Annotated in this window: 16 protein-coding genes; 11 read left to right on the forward strand and 5 right to left on the reverse strand. The window is 67.9% G+C overall.

Annotation, left to right across the window (positions count from 1 at the left end; genetic code table 11):
- Window positions 1–4 precede the first annotated feature (4 nt).
- Both MEU52_RS06925 and MEU52_RS06930 read left to right on the forward strand, forming a co-directional pair.
- A complete protein-coding gene (locus MEU52_RS06925; RefSeq protein WP_238120685.1) occupies window positions 5–1,459 on the forward strand; it encodes an aldehyde dehydrogenase family protein in 1,455 nt (484 codons plus the stop codon).
- Window positions 1,460–1,513: 54 nt separating this feature from the next.
- Window positions 1,514–3,220, forward strand: coding sequence for a GMC family oxidoreductase (locus MEU52_RS06930; RefSeq protein WP_238120684.1), 1,707 nt, complete (start codon window positions 1,514–1,516; stop codon window positions 3,218–3,220).
- Between the two features lie 3 nt (window positions 3,221–3,223).
- On the opposite strand, the gene MEU52_RS06935 is transcribed toward MEU52_RS06930, so the two are convergent.
- Complete coding sequence (locus MEU52_RS06935; RefSeq protein WP_238120683.1) at window positions 3,224–4,000, reverse strand: IclR family transcriptional regulator; 777 nt, start codon at window positions 3,998–4,000, stop codon at window positions 3,224–3,226.
- On the reverse strand, window positions 3,997–4,983 hold the full coding sequence (locus MEU52_RS06940) for a 3-hydroxyacyl-CoA dehydrogenase (protein ID WP_238120682.1): 987 nt from the start codon (window positions 4,981–4,983) through the stop codon (window positions 3,997–3,999). Before MEU52_RS06940 ends, MEU52_RS06935 begins: the two co-directional genes overlap by 4 nt.
- 247 nt (window positions 4,984–5,230) lie before the next feature.
- Between MEU52_RS06940 and pcaF the strand changes: the two genes are divergently transcribed.
- The 9 genes from pcaF (at window position 5,231) to pcaD (ending at window position 12,346) form a co-directional block, all read left to right on the forward strand.
- Window positions 5,231–6,445 (forward strand): 3-oxoadipyl-CoA thiolase, encoded by a 1,215-nt coding sequence (pcaF, locus tag MEU52_RS06945; RefSeq protein WP_238120681.1) that lies wholly within the window; start codon window positions 5,231–5,233, stop codon window positions 6,443–6,445.
- A 32-nt stretch (window positions 6,446–6,477) separates the two neighbouring features.
- Window positions 6,478–7,698, forward strand: coding sequence for an ABC transporter substrate-binding protein (locus MEU52_RS06950; protein ID WP_238120680.1), 1,221 nt, complete (start codon window positions 6,478–6,480; stop codon window positions 7,696–7,698).
- A 65-nt stretch (window positions 7,699–7,763) separates the two neighbouring features.
- Complete coding sequence (gene catC / locus MEU52_RS06955; RefSeq protein WP_238120679.1) at window positions 7,764–8,039, forward strand: muconolactone Delta-isomerase; 276 nt, start codon at window positions 7,764–7,766, stop codon at window positions 8,037–8,039.
- A gap of 17 nt (window positions 8,040–8,056) precedes the next feature.
- Complete coding sequence (locus tag MEU52_RS06960; protein ID WP_443266378.1) at window positions 8,057–8,731, forward strand: 3-oxoacid CoA-transferase subunit A; 675 nt, start codon at window positions 8,057–8,059, stop codon at window positions 8,729–8,731.
- Window positions 8,728–9,387 (forward strand): 3-oxoacid CoA-transferase subunit B, encoded by a 660-nt coding sequence (locus tag MEU52_RS06965; protein ID WP_238120677.1) that lies wholly within the window; start codon window positions 8,728–8,730, stop codon window positions 9,385–9,387. The genes MEU52_RS06960 and MEU52_RS06965 overlap by 4 nt, the downstream gene beginning before the upstream one ends.
- Before the next feature lie 10 nt (window positions 9,388–9,397).
- The gene (locus MEU52_RS06970; protein ID WP_238120676.1) at window positions 9,398–9,721 is read left to right on the forward strand and encodes a YciI family protein; all 324 of its coding nucleotides are present in this window, start codon (window positions 9,398–9,400) and stop codon (window positions 9,719–9,721) included.
- Complete coding sequence (locus tag MEU52_RS06975; RefSeq protein ID WP_238120675.1) at window positions 9,718–10,455, forward strand: SDR family NAD(P)-dependent oxidoreductase; 738 nt, start codon at window positions 9,718–9,720, stop codon at window positions 10,453–10,455. Before MEU52_RS06970 ends, MEU52_RS06975 begins: the two co-directional genes overlap by 4 nt.
- A 34-nt stretch (window positions 10,456–10,489) precedes the next feature.
- Complete coding sequence (locus MEU52_RS06980) at window positions 10,490–11,524, forward strand: cyclase family protein (RefSeq protein ID WP_238125009.1); 1,035 nt, start codon at window positions 10,490–10,492, stop codon at window positions 11,522–11,524.
- 24 nt (window positions 11,525–11,548) lie between these two features.
- Entirely contained in the window at window positions 11,549–12,346 is a 798-nt protein-coding gene (pcaD, locus tag MEU52_RS06985; RefSeq protein ID WP_238120673.1) for a 3-oxoadipate enol-lactonase, read from the forward strand.
- Between the two features lie 98 nt (window positions 12,347–12,444).
- Here the strand turns inward: pcaD and MEU52_RS06990 are convergent, their stop codons facing one another.
- From MEU52_RS06990 to MEU52_RS07000, 3 genes are all read right to left on the reverse strand, one after another.
- The gene (locus MEU52_RS06990) at window positions 12,445–13,035 is read right to left on the reverse strand and encodes an ImmA/IrrE family metallo-endopeptidase (protein ID WP_238120672.1); all 591 of its coding nucleotides are present in this window, start codon (window positions 13,033–13,035) and stop codon (window positions 12,445–12,447) included.
- Between the two features lie 215 nt (window positions 13,036–13,250).
- Window positions 13,251–16,985 carry a vitamin B12-dependent ribonucleotide reductase gene (locus MEU52_RS06995; RefSeq protein WP_238120671.1) on the reverse strand — a complete coding sequence of 1,245 codons (3,735 nt, stop codon included), beginning with the start codon at window positions 16,983–16,985 and terminating at the stop codon, window positions 13,251–13,253.
- A gap of 571 nt (window positions 16,986–17,556) precedes the next feature.
- Window positions 17,557–18,267: a GntR family transcriptional regulator gene (locus tag MEU52_RS07000; RefSeq protein WP_238120670.1), complete on the reverse strand. Its 711-nt coding sequence runs from the start codon at window positions 18,265–18,267 to the stop codon at window positions 17,557–17,559.
- Window position 18,268: the final 1 nt, after the last annotated feature.

An 18,268-nucleotide genomic window follows, 5' to 3' on the forward strand; every position in this document is an offset into this window, starting at 1 on the left:
CATCATGAACGCCATCACGTCCCTCAATCACGTGGGGGGCGCCTGGCAGGCGGCGCTCTCCGGCGCCACCGCGCCAAGCCTTGATCCCGCCACCGGCGCCGTGCTGGGCCATTTCGCCGCCGGCGGGCGGGCCGATGCCGACGCCGCCATCGCCGCCGCCCGGCAGGCCTTCGAGCGTCCAAACTGGGCGCAGGCGCCGCGCCTGCGGCAGTTGGTGATGCTGCGCTGGGCCGATGCCATGGAGCGCCGCGCCGACGCCCTCGCCCGGCTTCTCACCGCCGAGAACGGCAAGCCCCTGGCCCAGTCGCGGGGCGAGATCGCCGGCTCCATCTCGGAGATCCGCTATTATGCGGGCCTCACCCGCTTCATCCCCGGCCACGTGTTCGAGGTGGAGCCCGGCGCCTTCTCCACCCTCATCAAAGAGCCGGCCGGGGTCGCCGGCCTCATCATTCCGTGGAACGCGCCCGCGGTGCTGCTGATCCGCGCGGTGACACCGGCACTGGCGGCGGGCTGCACCATCGTGGTGAAGCCGGCGCCGCAGACCGCCCTCATCACCGCCGAGATCCTGCGCACCCTGGTGGAGGTGGACGGCCTGCCGCCGGGTGTCGTCAATCTGGTGATGGAGACCGGCCACGAGGTGGCGCAGGCGCTGGTGACCTCGCCGGAGGTGGACGTGATCTCCTTCACCGGCTCCAACGCCACTGGCGCCCGCATCATGGCCGATGCCGCCCCCACCATGAAGAAGCTCTCCCTGGAGCTGGGCGGCAAATCCTGCTGCCTGGTGTTCGAGGATGCGGACATTGCCTCCGTGGCCCCCAAGCTGGCGGCGGCGGCCACCATCATTTCCGGCCAGCAATGCACTGCCGCCCGCCGCGTGCTGGTGCACGAGAGCCGCTATGAGGAGATGAAAACCGCGCTGAAGGCGGCCCTCGCGGCCCTGAAGGTGGCGCCGGGAGACGCCGCCGGCGCCGAGATCGGCCCTCTGATCGACGATGCCGCCCGCACGGCGGTGGAACAGCGCACGGCGCAGGCCATGGACCTCGCCGACGAGGTGGTGCTGGCGGGCGGCCGCCCGGCCGGTGGGCTCGATGCGGGCGCCTTCCTCACCCCCACCCTCATCGCCCATGCGGACACCGGCGCCTTCTTCGTGCAGGAGGAGATTTTCGGGCCACTGGTGGTGATCGAGCGCTTCCACGACGAAAAGGATGCGGTGCGCCGGGCCAACCACACCCAATATGGCCTGTCCGCCAGCGTCTGGACCCGTGACGGCGCCCGGGCGCTCAGGGTGGCGCGGGCGCTGCGCAACGGCACGGTGTGGATCAATGACCACAACAAGCTGTTCGCCGAGGCGGAGACCGGCGGCTATCGCCGCAGCGGCCTCGGCCGCCTGCACGGCTATGACGCGCTGATCGACTTCATGGAGATCAAGCACATCTACCAGGACGCCGGCGTCGTCTGATTGCCCTTCCCTCACCCGCAGCGCCCCGCACGGGGCCGCAGGAGCCGGCGCGCCATGGCGTCTTCCAATCTTCCCAGTTTCGATACGGTCATCATCGGCGGCGGTTCCGCCGGCTGTGTGCTGGCGCACCGCCTCTCCGCCGACATCCGCCACCGGGTGCTGCTGGTGGAGGCTGGCGAGGACACCCCGCCCGATGCAGTGCCGGCGCCCATCGCCGACAGCTATCCCATGGGTCTGTTCCATGGGGATCGCTTTATCTGGCCGGGCCTCTCCGCCTTCACCACCCGCCGCCCGGACGGCAGCCGCGCCAGCCGGGCCTATGAGCAGGGCCGGGTGATGGGGGGCGGCTCGTCCATCAATGTGCAATCGGCCAACCGGGGGCTGCCGCGGGATTACGACGAATGGGCCGCGCTGGGCGCCACCGGCTGGGGCTGGGACGAGGTGCTGCCCTTCTTCCGCAAGCTCGAACGGGACCTGGATTGCGACGGCCCGCTGCATGGAAGCGACGGTCCCCTACCCATCCGCCGCATCCTGCCGCCCGAATGGCCCCCGTTCGCGCAAGCCGCCACGCAGGCGCTGGCCGGCAGCGGCCTGCCCTGGCGGGAGGACCAAAACGGCATGTTCGAGGACGGCGTGTTCCCGCCCGCCTTCAACAATGAGAACGACCGGCGGGTGTCCGCCGCCGTCGCCTATCTCGATGCCGCCACCCGCGCCCGCCCCAACCTCGCCATCTGGCCGCGCACGCGCCTGCAGACGATGGCGATGGAGGGCCCACGGGCGCGGTGCCTCGAACTGGTGCGCGAGGGCGCGGCAGTGACGGTCGAGGCGGCGCGGGTGGTGGTGACCGCCGGCGCGCTGCAGACGCCGGCCATCCTGATGCGCGCCGGCATCGGGCCGGGGCCGGCGCTGAGCGCGCTCGGCATTCCCGTGCAGGTGGAGCGGCGCGGGGTGGGCCAGAACCTGCGTGATCACCCCACCCTGACCTTCTGCCAATATCTGCCGCCCCGCCTGCGGCTGCCCATGAGCTACCGCCGCGCCGCCTTCGCCGCCCTGCGCTTCTCCTCCGGCCTCACCGGCGGCGAAGCGTCCGACATGTATGCCACCGCCTCGGCGCGGGCCGGCTGGCACGGCCTCGGACGCCGGCTCGGCCTCTATTTCCTGTGGTGCAACCGGCCGAAATCCAGCGGCACGGTGCGGCTGCTCTCGCCCGATCCGGCGCACTATCCGCAGGCCGACCTCAACCTGTTGAGCCATCCCGATGATCTGGCGCGGATGATGGCGGGGGTGCGCCGGCTGGTGCCGCTGCTGCTGTCGCCGGCGCTCAATCCCGATCCCGGCGATCTGTTCCCCGCCGCCTTCTCCCCGTTCGTGAAACGGTTGAGCCGGGTGTCGCCGGTCAATGCGCTCGCCACCGAGCTCATCGGCGCCCTGCTGGATGCGCCTGCGGCGCTGCGGCAGGCCGCCATCCGCCGCTTCATGTCCGCCGGCGGCACCCTCGCGACGCTGATGGCCGACGATGACCAGCTCGCCGCCTTCGTGCGCGGCGCCGCCTTCGGCGTGTGGCACGCCAGCGGCACCTGCCGCCTGGGCGCGCCGGATGATCCCGATGCGGTGCTCGATCCCACGGGGCGGGTGATCGGCACGGACAACCTGTATGTGGCCGACGCTTCCGCCATGCCGCGGCTGCCCACCGCCAACACCAATATTCCGGTGATCATGATGGCCGAGAAGATCGCCGCCGGCCTGTGCGCAGGCGGCTGACCCCTATTGGGGCAGCGAGGCGGAAATGCGCTGGGCAGCGTCGAGCAGCTCCGGCAGGAAGCGCGTCTTCATGACCTCCAGGGAGCTGCGCCCCTCATGGGTGCTGACGTTCAGCGCCGCCAGCACCTCCGAGCGCCGGTTGCGCACCGGCACGGCGATGGACCGCAGCCCCATCTCCAATTCCTGGTCCACCAGCGCCCAGCCCTGCCGGCGCGTGGTGTCGATGGCATCCTTGAGGGCGACCATGGTGGCGACAGTGCGCTCGGTGCGCCGCTCCAGCTTGACGCGATCGAAGAACACCGCCAGCTCCGTCGGCGGCAGGCCCGCCAGCAGCACCCGGCCCATAGAGCTGCAGAAGGCCGGCAGGCGGCTGCCGATGGACAGGCCGATGGTCATCACCCGTTCGGTGGGCACCCGCGCCACATAGACGATGTCCTGCCCGTCCAGCACCGAGAGGGAGCAGGATTCATGCAGCGCATTCACCACATCGCGCATGATCGGCTGGGCCACCTCCCACATGGGCAAAGAGGAGAGATAAGAGAAGCCGAGATCCAGCACTTTCGGCCGCAAGGAGAAATACTTGCCGTCGGTCTCCGCATAGCCCTCCCGCACCAGCGTGAGCAGGAAGCGCCGGGCCGCGGCGCGGGTGAGGCCGGCATGCTGGGCCACCTCGCTCAGGGTCATCCGCGGCTTGTACTGGCTGAAGGTGCGGATGACCTCCAGGCCCCGCACGAGGGATTGGACATAGTCCTTGTCCTCGCCGGCCTCCTCGCTCCTCATGCGTCCTCCGCGGAATCATCCCCGGCGGCATTATAGGAGTCCGGCACCCCCTGCCCAGCCGCCCGCGCCGCCATCAGCCGCGCATCGCGCCAGGCCACCCGCTCGTCCCACTGGTCGAGGGGCAGGAGCGCCCGGCGTTCGGCGGTGGCGCGGGCCACCAGCGCGTCGTCCCATACATCCGGCTGGCCGCGCGCCGCCCCCATCTCGCGATAGCGCTCGCCCATGCGGCGGGCATGCTCCGCGATGCCACCGCGATAATTGAGATCGGCGGTCTCGAACGGCCCCACCACCGACCAACGCAAGCCGAGCCCGGCGGTCATCACCGCATCGATGCCGGCCACGTCGGCGATGCCTTCCTTGAGCAGCCAATAGGCCTCGCGCAGCACCGCCCCCTGCAGGCGATTGTAGATGAAGCCATCCACCTCCCTGCGCAGCACCACCGGCACCTGACCGGCCCGCGCCATGCGTGCCCGCGTGCGCACCACCACCTCCGGCGCGGTGAACGGCGCCGGCACCAGTTCCACCACCGGCAGCAGGAACGGCGGGTTGGCCGGGTGGGCGACGAGGCAGCGCGCCCGCCCCGCGAGCGTGTCCGCGAACGCCGAGGCCGGCAGCGAGGAGGTGGAGCTCGCGAGCACCGCATCGGCTGGGGCCAACGCATCGAGCCGGCGGAACAGCTCCAGCTTCAGCTCCAGCTGCTCCGGCACATTCTCCTGCACATGCTGCACACCCGCCAAAGCGGCCTCGAGATCGGAGGTCGAGGTGATGCGCGCCATCACCTGTTGCGGCGGCTCGTTCAGCAGCCCGTGGGCGGCCAAGGCGTCCAGCCGCGCGGCGATGGCCGGCCGCGCCGCGTCCAGCACCTGCGGCGCCGCATCGAACAGGCGCACCTCGGCGCCGGCGCGGGCGAACACGATCGCCCATCCCTGCCCCATGCTGCCCGCACCGACCATCGCAACCGGACCCAGCAGCGTGTCATCCATGGCGCCCTCTTGTGCGATTGACGAAACATAAGTTCGAGATGCGCACAAAAATCCAACGCCACGCGCTTGTCAAGTCGACTGCACTATCCAGATTCACAATGGCACATCAACTTCAATAACAACGCATTCTGCAGTTTTTGCTTTGCAGCATCGCACACGCAGCATGCATTCCTGTTGACGAGACGCCGGATGCGTCGCTACCCATGACGCCGAAAATGTTCGTTATACGCACAAATCTGGAGCCGTCATGGGTGACGCTTTCATTTGCGATGCCGTCCGCACGCCCATCGGCCGCTATAGCGGCGCCCTGGCCAGCGTGCGGCCGGATGATCTGGCGGGGCTGGTGATCCGGGCGCTGACCGCGCGCCAAAGCGGTGACCCCACGGCCCTCGCCAGCCAAATCGACGATGTGATCTTCGGCTGCGCCAACCAGGCGGGTGAGGACAATCGCAACGTCGCCCGCATGGGGGCGCTGCTGTCGGGCCTGCCCATCGAGGTGCCGGGCGCCACCATCAACCGCCTGTGCGGATCCGGCATGGATGCGGTGGGCAGTGCCGCCCGCGCCATTCGCGCCGGCGATGCTGATCTGCTCATCGCCGGCGGGGTCGAGAGCATGACCCGCGCGCCGTTCGTGATGGGCAAGGCGGAGAGCGCCTTCTCGCGCGCGGCCAAGGTGGAGGACACCACCATCGGCTGGCGTTTCGTGAACCCGCGCATGAAGGCGATGCACGGCGTGGATTCCATGCCGGAGACGGCGGAGAACGTCGCCGACGACTTCCAGATCTCCCGGCAGCGGCAGGATGCGTTCGCTTTGGAAAGTCAGCGCCGCACCGCCGCCGCCCAGGCCGCCGGCCGCTTCGCCGACGAGATCGTTCCGGTGCTGGTGCCCCAGCGCAAGGGCGACCCGAAGCCCTTCGCCCAGGATGAACACCCCCGGCCCGACACCACCCTGGCGGACCTGACCCGCCTCAAGGGCGTGGTGCGGCCCGACGGCTCCGTGACCGCCGGCAACGCCTCGGGCGTCAATGACGGGGCCGCCGCGCTGCTCATCGCCTCGGCAGCGGCAGTGGAGCGCCACGGGCTGACCCCCAAGGCGCGGGTGCTCGGCATGGCCACCGCCGGCGTGCCGCCGCGCATCATGGGCATGGGCCCCGCCCCCGCCACCCGCAAGGTGTTGGAACGGGTGGGCCTGAAGCTCTCCGACATGGATGTGATCGAGCTCAACGAGGCGTTCGCGGCGCAGGCCTGCGCGGTATTGGCGGAGCTGGGGCTTCCCGATGATGCGGCCCACGTCAATCCCAACGGCGGCGCCATCGCCCTGGGCCATCCCCTCGGCATGTCCGGGGCACGGCTGGTGGGCACGGCCGTGCATCACCTGCAGCGCACCGGCGGCCGCTATGGCCTCGCCACCATGTGCATCGGCGTCGGCCAGGGCATCGCCCTCGTCATCGAGCGGGTGTGACCCCACCACATAACGACCAAGGAGGAGGAAACGTGAAGACCAAACTCGCCACCACCCTCGCTGCCGCGCTGCTCGCCAGCGCCGCCCTGATCGCCCCCGCCGCCGCGCAATATGCCGGTGATGGCGTCAAGATCGGCGTGTTGACCGACATGTCCGGCGCCTATTCGGACCTCGCTGGCCAGGGCTCGGTCGAGGCCGCCAAGATGGCCATCGAGGATTTCGGCAAGCCCATCCATGGCAAGCCGGTGGAGCTCGTGTCCGCCGACCACCAGAACAAGGCGGATATCGCCTCCGCCACCGCGCGGCGCTGGTACGACACGGAGAATGTGGACGCCATCTTCGATATCAACGGCTCGGTGGCCGCCCTCGCCGTGCGTGAGGTGGCGAAAGAGAAGGGCAAGGTCGACATCAATTCCGGCGCCGCCTCCATGGCGCTCACCAACAAGGCCTGCTCCCCCACCGGCCTGCACTGGACCTACGACGTCTATTCGCTGGCCGCCGGCACCGGCAATGCTTTGGCCAACGAGGGCTACAAGACCTGGTACTTCATCACCGCCGACTATACCTTCGGCCATGACCTGGAAAAGCAGGTGGCCAAGATCGTGAAGGAGAAGGGCGGCACCGTGAAGGGCTCGGTGAGCCATCCGTTCGGCTCCACCGACATCTCCTCCTTCCTGCTGCAGGCGCAGGCGTCCGGCGCGCAGATCATCGGCATGGCCAATGCCGGCGCCGACACCATCAACACCATCAAGCAGGCGCGCGAGTTCGGCATCACCCAGAGCGGGCAGACCCTGGCCGCCCTGCTGCTGTTCCTCACCGACATCAATTCGGTGGGCCTCGATGCCGCGCAAGGCATGGTGCTGACCACCGGCTTCTATTGGGACCACGACGACGACACCCGCGCCTTCTCCAAGCGCTTCGCAGCCCGCATGGGCGGCAAGATGCCCACCATGGTGCATGCCGGCGTCTATTCCTCGGTGCTGCACTATCTCCGGGCCGCCGAGGCCGCCGGCACCGACGAGGGCGCCAAGGTGGTGGCCAAGATGCGCGAATTGCCCATCAACGACATGTTCGCCAAGAACGGCAAGATCCGCGAGGACGGCCGCATGGTCCATGACATGTTCCTGGCCAAGGTGAAGACCCCCGCCGCCTCCAAGGGCCCCTGGGACTTCTATGACATCGTCCGCGTCATCCCCGGCGATGAAGCCTTCCAGCCCCTCAGCGAAAGCACCTGCGCGCTGGTGAAGAAGTAAGCCGACATTGCCGGCCACGGCGGACGTGGCCGGCCCCGTTTTGAGAAAGCGAAGAGGCACAGAGCATGCTGTTCCACGTGGAAATGGAGGTGCGCATTCCCCACGACCTCCCGGCGGCCGAGGCGGACGCCATCAAGGCGCGCGAAAAGGCCTATGCGCAGGACCTGCAGCGGCAGGGCAAGTGGGTGCATCTGTGGCGGGTCGCCGGCCGCTACGCCAACATCTCCGTCTTCGACGTGGAGAGCGTGGACGAGCTGCACACGATCCTCTCGTCACTGCCCCTGTTCCCCTTCATGGATATCCGCGTGACCGCTTTGGCGCGCCATCCCTCCGCCATTTGAGGAGCGGCGCCGCCATGATCGACAAGACCCGAGCCGATACCGCGAGCTGCGTGACCGACATTGCCGATGGCGCCACCATCCTGGTGGGTGGGTTCGGCGGGGCGGGCATGCCCCATGAGCTGATTGACGCGCTGATCGCCAAGGCGCCGCGCGACCTCACCATCGTGTCCAACAACGCCGGCAACGGCACCAAGGGCCTCGCCGCTCTGCTCGCCGCCGGGCTGGTGCGCAAGATGGTCTGCTCCTTCCCCCGCCAGGCCGACTCGTTCGTGTTCGATGAGCTCTACCGCTCGGGCAAGGTGGAGCTGGAGCTGGTGCCCCAGGGCAATCTGGTGGAACGGCTGCGGGCGGGCGGCGCCGGCATCGGCGCCTTCTTCACCCCCACCGGCTTCGGCACCCCCATTGCCGCCGGTAAGGAGACGCGGGAGATCGACGGGCGCCAGTATGTGCTCGAATATCCCATCCGCGCCGACTACGCCCTCATCAAGGCCCATCAGGGCGATCGCTGGGGCAACCTCGTGTATCGCAAGACCGCGCGCAATTTCGGCCCGGTAATGGCCACCGCCGCGCGGATCACCATCGCCCAGGTGGAAGACATCGTCCCCCTCGGCAGCCTGGATCCGGAAGCCATCGTCACCCCCGGCGCCTTCGTGGACCGCGTGGTCGCCATCGGCACGGGAGCCGCCCAATGAGCAGCGCAGCAACGGACTTCAAGCCCTGGACGCGCATCGAAATGGCCCAACGCATCGCCGCCGACATCCCAGAAGGAGCGGTGGTGAACATCGGCATCGGCATGCCCGAGCTGGTGGCCGACTGCCTGCCCGAGGACAAGGAAATCCTGCTGCAGAGCGAGAACGGCCTCATCGGCATGGGGCCGAAGCCCGGGCCCAACGCCATCGACTGGGACCTCATCAACGCCGGCAAGCAGCCGGTGACGCTGCTGCCCGGCGGCGCCATTTTCGATCACGTCACCTCCTTCACCATGATGCGCGGCGGCCATCTCGACATCGCCATTCTCGGCGCCTTCCAGGTGGCGGAAAACGGCGACCTCGCCAATTGGGCCACCAATGACCCCAACGCCATCCCCGCCGTGGGCGGCGCCATGGATCTGGCGGTGGGCGCGCGGCAGGTGTTCGTGATGATGGAGATGCTCACCAAGACCGGCGTGTCCAAGCTGGTGCAGCGCTGCTCCTATCCCCTGACGGGCCTTGGCTGCGTCTCCCGCGTCTATACCGACCATGCGGTGCTGGACGTGACCGAGGCGGGCTTCAGCCTCCGCCAACTGGCGCCGGGCCTCGATCTCGACACCCTACGCCAGCGCGCCGGCATCGCTATCCAGGCGCCATGAGGACCACCTGATGCCCTACATGATCGAGACCTTCGACCGCCCCGACACCCTGGACCTGCGGGCCGCCACCCGCGACGCCCACCTCGCCTTCCTCGACGCCCACAAGCATCTGCTGATCGCCTGCGGCGCCAAGCTGGACGAGGCGGGCAACGCCGCCGGCGGCGGGCTCTATGTGGTGGCGCTGGAGCGCCGCGCCGAGGCCGAAGCGTTCATCGCCGCCGACCCATTCCATCAGGCCGGCCTGTTCGAGCGGGTGGTGATCCACCGCTGGCGCAAGGCCTATGTGGATGGCGTCTGCCACTTGAACGAAGCCCCGCCGCAGGTGACGCCATGAGCGCCGAACGCACCCAAATCGAACGCACCCTTGTTACTGGCGGCGCCGGCGGCATCGGCCTCGCCGTGGCCACGCGGGAGATCGCCGCCGGGCGCACGGTGATCGTGCTCGATCGGGCGCCGCCACCGGCGGCCCTCGCCGCCCGTTTCATCGCCGTGGACATGATGGACGAGGCCGCCACCGCCGGCGCCCTGGCGGAAGCGCTGGGGGATGGCCCCATCACCCGCCTCGTCAACAACGTGGGCATGGTGCGCCCGGCGCTCCTCGACGACACCACCAGCGCCGATTTCACCGCCGTCATGCGGCTCAATCTGGGCACCGCCATCCAGTGCACGCAGGCGCTGCTGCCGGGCATGCGCGCGTCGGGCTTCGGCCGCATCGTCAACGTGTCGAGCCGGGCCGCCTATGGCAAGGAACTGCGCACCGCCTATGCCGCCAGCAAGGCCGGGCTGCTGGGCGCCACCCGCACCTGGGCACTGGAGCTGGGAGCGGACGGCATCACCGTGAACGCGGTGGCCCCCGGGCCCATCGCTACCCCCCTGTTCACCGCCGCCAACCCACCTGATGCGCCGCGCACCCGCGCCATCATCGCCGCCGTTCCGGTGGGCCGCATGGGCACGCCGGAGGATGTGGCGGAAGCGGTCTCCTTTTTCCTCGGCGCGACGGCGGGCTTCATCACCGGGCAGACGCTGCCCGTGTGCGGTGGCATCACCGTCGGCAAAGGTACCGTGTGAAGGCATCGAAGGGTCGAGCAAGGGTGGAAATATGATGGCGTCCAATCCCCGCTGGGCTCAGCGGCCGGCAGGGTCCAACTGGGGTGATTTCGGCCCCGACGACCAGCTCGGCCGGCTCAATCTCCTCACCCCGGAAAAGGTGCTGCAGGGCATCGCCGAGGTACGCGAAGGGCGCACCTTCTGCCTCAGCCTGCCCCTCGACCGGCCCGGCGGCAAGGCCCTCAACCCGCGGCGGGGGCCGCCCGTGCGCTCACCCACCGGCCCCGCCGACAAGCCACGCTGGAACCAGTGCCTGTGCCACGACGAGGCCGGGCTGCTCGACGTGGTGTGCGACGACAAGGTGGAGATCGCCCTGCAATATTCCACCCAGTGGGATGCGCTGGTGCATGTGGGCGCCATGTTCGACGCCGACGGCGATGGCGTGCCCGAGCCGGTCTATTACAACGGCTTCCGCGCCGGCACCGACATTCTGAGCCCGCGCGAGGCGGCCGCCCGCGGCCTCACCTTCGGCGCCGGCCGACTCGGCATCGAGACCAGCGCGGAGCACGGCGTTCAGGGCCGCGCGGTGCTGGTGGATCTCGCCCATCATTTCGGCGAGGCGCGGCGGCTGGTGGGTCTTGCCGACCTCCAGGCGGTGCTGGCGGCCGATGGCGTGGTGGTGGAGCGCGGCGACATCCTGTGCCTGCGCACCGGCTTCGCCGAGGTGGTGATGCGCATGGATGGCGCACCAGACCCGGAAGCGCTGGCCCGCGCCTGCTGCGTGCTGGACGGCCGGGATGCCGGGCTGCTCCAATGGATCACCGACAGTGGCATCGCCGCCATTGCCGCCGACAATTACGCGGTGGAGGCGCTGCCCGCGCGCCCCGCCGTAGATGCGGAACACGCGGTGATGCCGCTGCATCACCACTGCCTGTTCAAGCTCGGCCTGCCGCTGGGCGAATTGTGGTGGTTCCAGGATCTGGCCGCCCACCTGCGCCAGAACGGACGCAGCCGCTTCCTGCTCACGGCACCCCCCTTGCGCCTGCCGGGGGCGGCGGGTTCTCCTGTGACGCCCATCGCCACCGTCTGATTGCTTTCCCTCGGAGCCCTCGGGATGCCCTTTCTCCTCACCGGTGACTTCACCACCCATTATGCCCTGGACGGCGACGCCACCGCGCCGACGCTGCTGCTCGCCAACTCGCTGGGCACCAGCCTTGCCGTGTGGGATCCGGTGATGCCCGCCCTCACCCGGCACTTCCGCGTGCTGCGCTATGACAAACGCGGACACGGCCTCTCCGATGCCACCGCCCTGCCGGGCGACAGCGCCGGCTACACCGTCGCCGAACTGGCCGGTGATGCGCTGGCGCTGCTCGATGGCCTGGGCATCGAAAAGGCCCATGTGTGCGGCCTGTCCATCGGCGGGATGATCGCCCAGCATCTGGCGGCGACGGCCGCGCCGCGGGTGGATCGCCTGGTGCTGTGCGACACCGCCGCGGTGATCGGGCCGGCCTCGGTGTGGAACGAGCGGATCGTCGCCATCCGCCGGGACGGCATGGCCGCCATCGCCCCCGGGGTCATGGCCCGGTGGTTCACCGATGGCTTCCGGGCGCGGGTGCCGCAGGTGGTGCGCGGCTATGTGAACATGGTGGCCCGCACCAGCCTGGAGGGCTATCTCGGCTGCGCCATGGCCGTGCGCGACGCCGACCTCGCCGCCGGCGACCGCAACATTCGCGCCCCCACTCTGGTGGTGGTGGGCGAACAGGACCCCTCCACCCCACCGGCCGCCGCCGAGGCCCTGGCCGCGCTCATTCCCGGCGCCCGCGTCGCGCGCATCCCCGATGCCTCCCACATCCCCTGCGTGGAGCAGCCGGAGGCCCTGGCCCACCACATCCTCACCCACCTGCGCGGCTGATCCGGCGAAACACGAAGAAATTATCGCATTAAATTTATATTCAGTAACAAGACAGATCTATAGCGACTTGAGAGCTCCGAGAACGCATCTCTGAGTAGTTACCGCCTGGGCGCTGTTGAGTTCATGAACTGAACAACAGCATCCGGCAACGGCCTTTTAATTCCATTTTTGATGCGATGTAGCCGATGAAGCGGATCAAGACGAGCCTCAGCACACCCCACACTCACATTGAAGCGCTCTGCCAATTCCTGACTTGTTATATCAGCAGACATATTCGCGAGGTGATATGGCGTGAGAAACGCTGCAGCGAATTTGTCCGCTTGGACCTCATCGCCACGGATGGTCCTAACCATCTCTTGCTTCTGGTGCGCGAGAGGCCCGCGAAAGCGTTTGCGTGCGTGGCGAAGCGTCACGTGTCCAAGTTCATGAGCAACCGTGAAGCGCGCCCGAGGCATACCATGGTTTGCAGCCTCAAAAACGTCGTCACGGATCGCGAGGATACCCGTAACGGGGTCGAACGAAGCGTCCTCAGCAAGCTCAGGGCTCTTCAGATAGCCCTTAAGGAAACCTGCGGCCTTCGCCTTGAAAATACAAGTAATAAGGTCGGGATTGAGCTGATGGTTAATATGAAGCGCTTCCCGCAAAGCCAGAGCGCGCCTCTCAATCTCATCGTCAGACAAAAACGACACGGCGATCCCTCCTCGTTCGAGGCAGGCTCCCCAACAGCCTGACCCGCTGTGGAACCCTGGCCCTGTTCACCCCGGACCTCAGTACGCCGAAACAACGCTGACTCAACCATCCCGAAAAAAGAGCTTGGCCCCGACATACAGCCCTCGGTGCAACGACCGAGGGCTGATTTAATACCTAGCTCCGAACTTGAGTGTCCTCTTCGAAGCGCCCTCGCTCAGCTGCAGCCGGTGGTGGCGCCGCAGGTGTCGCACTTCAGGCAGGTGCCGTTGCGCACCAGGGTGAAGTTCATGCACTCGGGGCAGGCCTCGCCTTCATACCCCTTGGCTCGGGCTTCGGCGCGGGCCTCGGCCTTGCGGGCCGCCGGACTCCACGACAGGGTGGTCTCGATGCCGATCTCGGCCACCGGCGCATCGTCCTCGTCGTCCTGAACCTCCGGCGCCTTGAGCTCGGCGGTCTCCGACTTCAGCGCGGTCGCGCCCTCGCTGCGGGCCCGCAGCACGGTGACATTGTCTGTAGACGCCCGCGGCTCGCCGATGATGGCCTGGGCCGCCGCCAGCAGGTTCACGGTCTTGCCGCGCACCAGCCCCTTGGAGACGATACGCGCCGCCGGGTTGGTCGGTGCCTTGCCTTCGTCCGCACCCTTGCCCAGGGCGTCGAAACCGGTGTCGTGGGGGTCCACATGGCCGAGGTCGTTGCGGCCGAGGTAGGACACCGCCAGCTCGCGGAACACATAGTCCAGGATCGAGGTGGCATATTTGATGGTGTCGTTGCCCTGCACAGGCCCCGCCGGCTCGAACCGGGTGAAGGTGAAGGCATCCACATATTCGTCAAGCGGCACGCCATACTGCAGGCCGAGCGAGATGGCGATGGCGAAATTGTTCAGCAACGACCGGAGGGCAGCGCCCTCCTTGTGCATGTCGATGAAGATCTCGCCGAGCCGCCCGTCGTCATATTCGCCGGTCCGCAGATAGACCTTGTGGCCGCCCACCAGCGCCTTCTGGGTGTAGCCCTTGCGGCGGTCAGGCATCTTGTCGCGCGCATGGACCGGGCGCTCGACGATGCGCTCCACCACCCGCTCGACGATCTTTTCCGCCACCGCGGTGGCGCGCGCCGCCGCCGGCTGCGCCAGCACCGCCTCCACCGCGTCGTCCTCGTCCTCGTCATCCGCCACCAGCTGGGCGTTGAGGGGCTGGGAGAGCTTGGAGCCGTCGCGATACAGCGCGTTGGCCTTCAGCGCGAGGCGCCAGGAGAGCAGGTAGGCCGCCTTGCAGTCCTCCACGCTCGCCTCGTTGGGCATGTTGATGGTCTTGGAGATGGCGCCAGAAATGAACGGCTGCGCCGCCGCCATCATGCGGATGTGGCTTTCCACCGACAGATAGCGCTTGCCGAGGCGGCCGCACGGAGAGGCGCAATCGAACACCGGCAGATGGTCCACCTTCAGGTGCGGGGCACCCTCCAGGGTCATGGCGCCGCACACATGGATGTTGGCGGCGTCCATATCGGCCTTGGAGAAGCCGAGGAAGGTCAACAGGTCGAACTTGGGGTCCGCCAGCTGCGCCGCCGGCACCTTCAGCACGTCCTTCAGGAACTCCTCGCCGAAGGTCCAGCGGTTGAAGGCGAACTTGATGTCGAAGGCGGTCTTCACCGCCGCTTCCACCTTGGTGATGGCCGCGTCGTCGAAGCCCTTGGCGCGCAGGGTCGAATGGTTGATGGCCGGGGCCTGGGCCAGCGAGCCGTGACCCACCGCATAGGCCTCGATCTCGGCGATCTCCGCCTCGCCATAGCCGAGCGCCCGCAGCGCTTCCGGCACCGCACGGTTGATGATCTTGAAGTAGCCGCCGCCGGCCAGCTTCTTGAACTTCACCAGCGCGAAGTCAGGCTCGATGCCGGTGGTGTCGCAGTCCATCACCAGGCCGATGGTGCCGGTGGGGGCGATCACCGAGACCTGCGCATTGCGGTAGCCGTGGCGCTCGCCCAGCTCCAGGGCGCGATCCCAGGCCGCCGCCGCATGGGCGACGAGGCGCTGGTCCGTGCAGGAGGCGCGATCGAGCGGCACCGGGCTGACGGCGAGGCCCTCATAGCCTTCCGCCTCGCCATAGGCGGCGCGGCGGTGGTTGCGGATCACCCGCAGCATGGCCTCCGCATTGGCGCCATAGGCCGGGAACGGGCCCAGCTGCTTGGCCATTTCGGCGGAGGTCGCATAGCACACGCCCGTCATGATCGCAGTGAGCGCGCCGCAGATGGCCCGGCCCTCGGCCGAGTCATAGGGAATGCCGCCCGACATCAGAAGGCCGCCGATATTGGCGTAGCCGAGGCCAAGGGTGCGGTACTCATAGGACAGCGCGGCGATCTGGCGAGACGGGAACTGCGCCATCAGCACCGAGATTTCGAGCACGATGGTCCACAGCCGCACCGCATGCTCATAGCTCGCCACATCGAACTGCTTGGCCGCATCGCGGAACTGCAGGAGGTTGAGCGAAGCCAGATTGCAGGCCGTGTCGTCCAGGAACATGTATTCCGAGCACGGGTTGGAAGCGCGGATGTCGCCGCCCGCCGGGCAGGTGTGCCAGTCGTTGATGGTGGTGTGGAACTGGATGCCGGGATCGGCGCAATGCCAGGCGGCGGAGCCGATCTTCTCCCACAGGTCGCGGGCCTTGATGGTCTTGGCCACCTTGCCGTCGGTGCGGCGGATCAGATCCCAGTCGCCGTCGGCCTCCACCGCGCGCAGGAAGCCGTCGGTGACGCGCACGGAATTGTTGGAGTTCTGGCCGGCCACCGTCAGATAGGCCTCGCCATCCCAATCGGTATCGTAGATGGCGACGTCGATGTCCTTGTACCCCTGGCGGGCGAACTGGATCACCCGGCGGATGGCGGCATCGGCGATGGCCGATTTGCGGGCCGCCTTGATCTCGCGCTTGAGGGCCGGGTTCTTCTCCGGATCATAGCAGCTGTCGCCCACGCCCTCGCAGTTCACGCAGGCCTTGAGAATGGCCTTGAGGTGCTTGGCGTTGAGCTTGGAGCCGGTGACAAGGGCAGACACTTTCTGCTCCTCGCGCACCTTCCATTCCACATAGTTCTCGATATCCGGATGGTCGGCGTCCACCACCACCATCTTGGCGGCGCGACGGGTGGTGCCGCCGGACTTGATGGCGCCCGCCGCGCGGTCGCCGATCTTGAGGAAGCTCATGAGGCCGGACGAGCGGCCACCGCCGGACAGGCGCTCGCCCTCGCCGCGCAGGGACGAAAAATTGGTGCCCGTGCCGGAGCCATACTTGAACAGGCGCGCCTCGCGGACCCACAGGTCCATGATGCCGCCCTCGTTCACAAGGTCGTCGCCCACCGACTGGATGAAGCAGGCGTGGGGCTGGGGATGCTCATAGGCCGAGGTGGAGGACTTCAGCTCGCCGGTCTCGAAATCCACATAGAAGTGGCCCTGACCCGGCCCGTCGATGCCGTAAGCCCAGAACAGGCCGGTGTTGAACCACTGGGGCGAATTGGGCGCGGCCATCTGCATGGCGAGCATGTAGCGGTGCTCGTCGAAGAACGCCTGGGCGTCGGCCTCGGTGTCGAAATAGCCGCCCTTCCAGCCCCAATAGGTCCAGGTGCCGGCCAGACGATCGAACACTTGGCGGGCCGTGGTCTCGCCGATATAGCGCTCCTTCTCCGGCAGAGCGGCGAGGGCGGCGTCATCGGCCACCGAGCGCCACAGGAAGGCGGGAACGGTATTTTCTTCCACCTTCTTCAGCCGCGCCGGCACGCCGGCCTTGCGGAAATACTTCTGCGCGAGGATGTCGCTCGCCACCTGCGAGAACTGCGCGGGAACCTCGATGCCGTCCTGGCGGAACACCACGGAACCATCGGGATTCTTGATCTCGCTCACGGTCGCGCGGAACTCAATATCCGCGTAAGGGGAACGGCCCTCCTGCGTGTAGCGACGTTCAACGCGCATGACCGGTGCTCCTTCGCTCGGTCCCAGCCCGGACCGAAGATTATATCATCTAGATGTAGCAGCCGTGACTCAACGACGTGCCCGACGCGGCGGCGCGGACCCGGACTTTGGACTGCTCGATGGAGGATGACGCCGACCCGTCCATCCGATCTCACGATCGCCTGGATTGCTCGCCGCTCAGGGGAGGGACGCTAGTGCGAGTCCCCCCAGACGTCAAACATGTTCTCGCCTTAATCTGGTAGCGCAATCATCCTTCGCCACAACATATGGTGCCTGTAGCCCGTTAAGAAAACCTTAAAACCCCAGTCCTGGAGCGATTTTCGCGGCTTCAACGGTCCTTTGCCGGCGCCAGACGATCTTCACCGTCATCCACAGCATGAGACAGCGCACCGCCGACTGTGGCCGCAGCGCATCACGCTCACCATGCCACTAGATCTAGTGAGGTTTGATGCCGGTGATCGGACATCACCATTCAGATCGCGGCGCTGGCGAGCCGCCGCGACCCGCGTCCCGACGTCCGCAGTGGACGGGGACCGGACCCGTTAGGTGTGTGGCCCCTTGGATAACCGTGCTACGAAACGAGGGTGGCAGCGATGGCCGGCGTCGCCAGCACATGGGCGCGCATGGCGGCTTCCGCCTCGGCCCGGTCGCCGCGCAGGATGGCGGTCAGCACCCGGTCGTGCTCGCGATAGGATTCGGCGAGCCGCTCCAGGGAGCGGTATTTCGCCCGCAGGAAGGGGCGCAGGCGCACCCGGGTCGCGGTGGCGAGCTCGGCCAGATACTCGTTGTGGCAGCCGGCATTGACGGTGGCGTGAAAGCGCTCGTCGAAGGCGTTGCACGGCTCCTCGTCGCCGGCATGGATCGCGCTGGCAAGGTCGTCATGCAACCGTACCAGGGCGGCCCGCTCCACCGGTGTCGCCTGCACGGCGGCCAAGCCGGCGCACATGGCTTCCAGCTGGGCCATCACGTCGAACATGCCACGCAGCCGTTCCATGGTGGGGTGCGCCACCAAAGCGCTGCGATGGGGCCGCGCTTCCACCAGCCCGGCGGCCGCCAGATTGCGCAGCGCCTCACGGACCGGAGTGCGCGAAACGCCGTAGCGCTTGGCGATCTCCACCTCTTCCAGCGCCGTGCCAGGCACCAACCGACCGCTGGTGATGTCCTCGGCGATCTGCAGCCGCAGTTCCTCCGTGCGCGTGGTGGCGCGGGCGGCGGGCGCGCGACGGCGGACAGGAGCGGGTGCCACGGCGCCTTCGGGCTGGATGTCGGTCGCGTTCAACATG

The organism is Xanthobacter sp. NM-25, assembly GCF_022138605.1.
Lineage (GTDB): Bacteria > Pseudomonadota > Alphaproteobacteria > Rhizobiales > Xanthobacteraceae > Xanthobacter.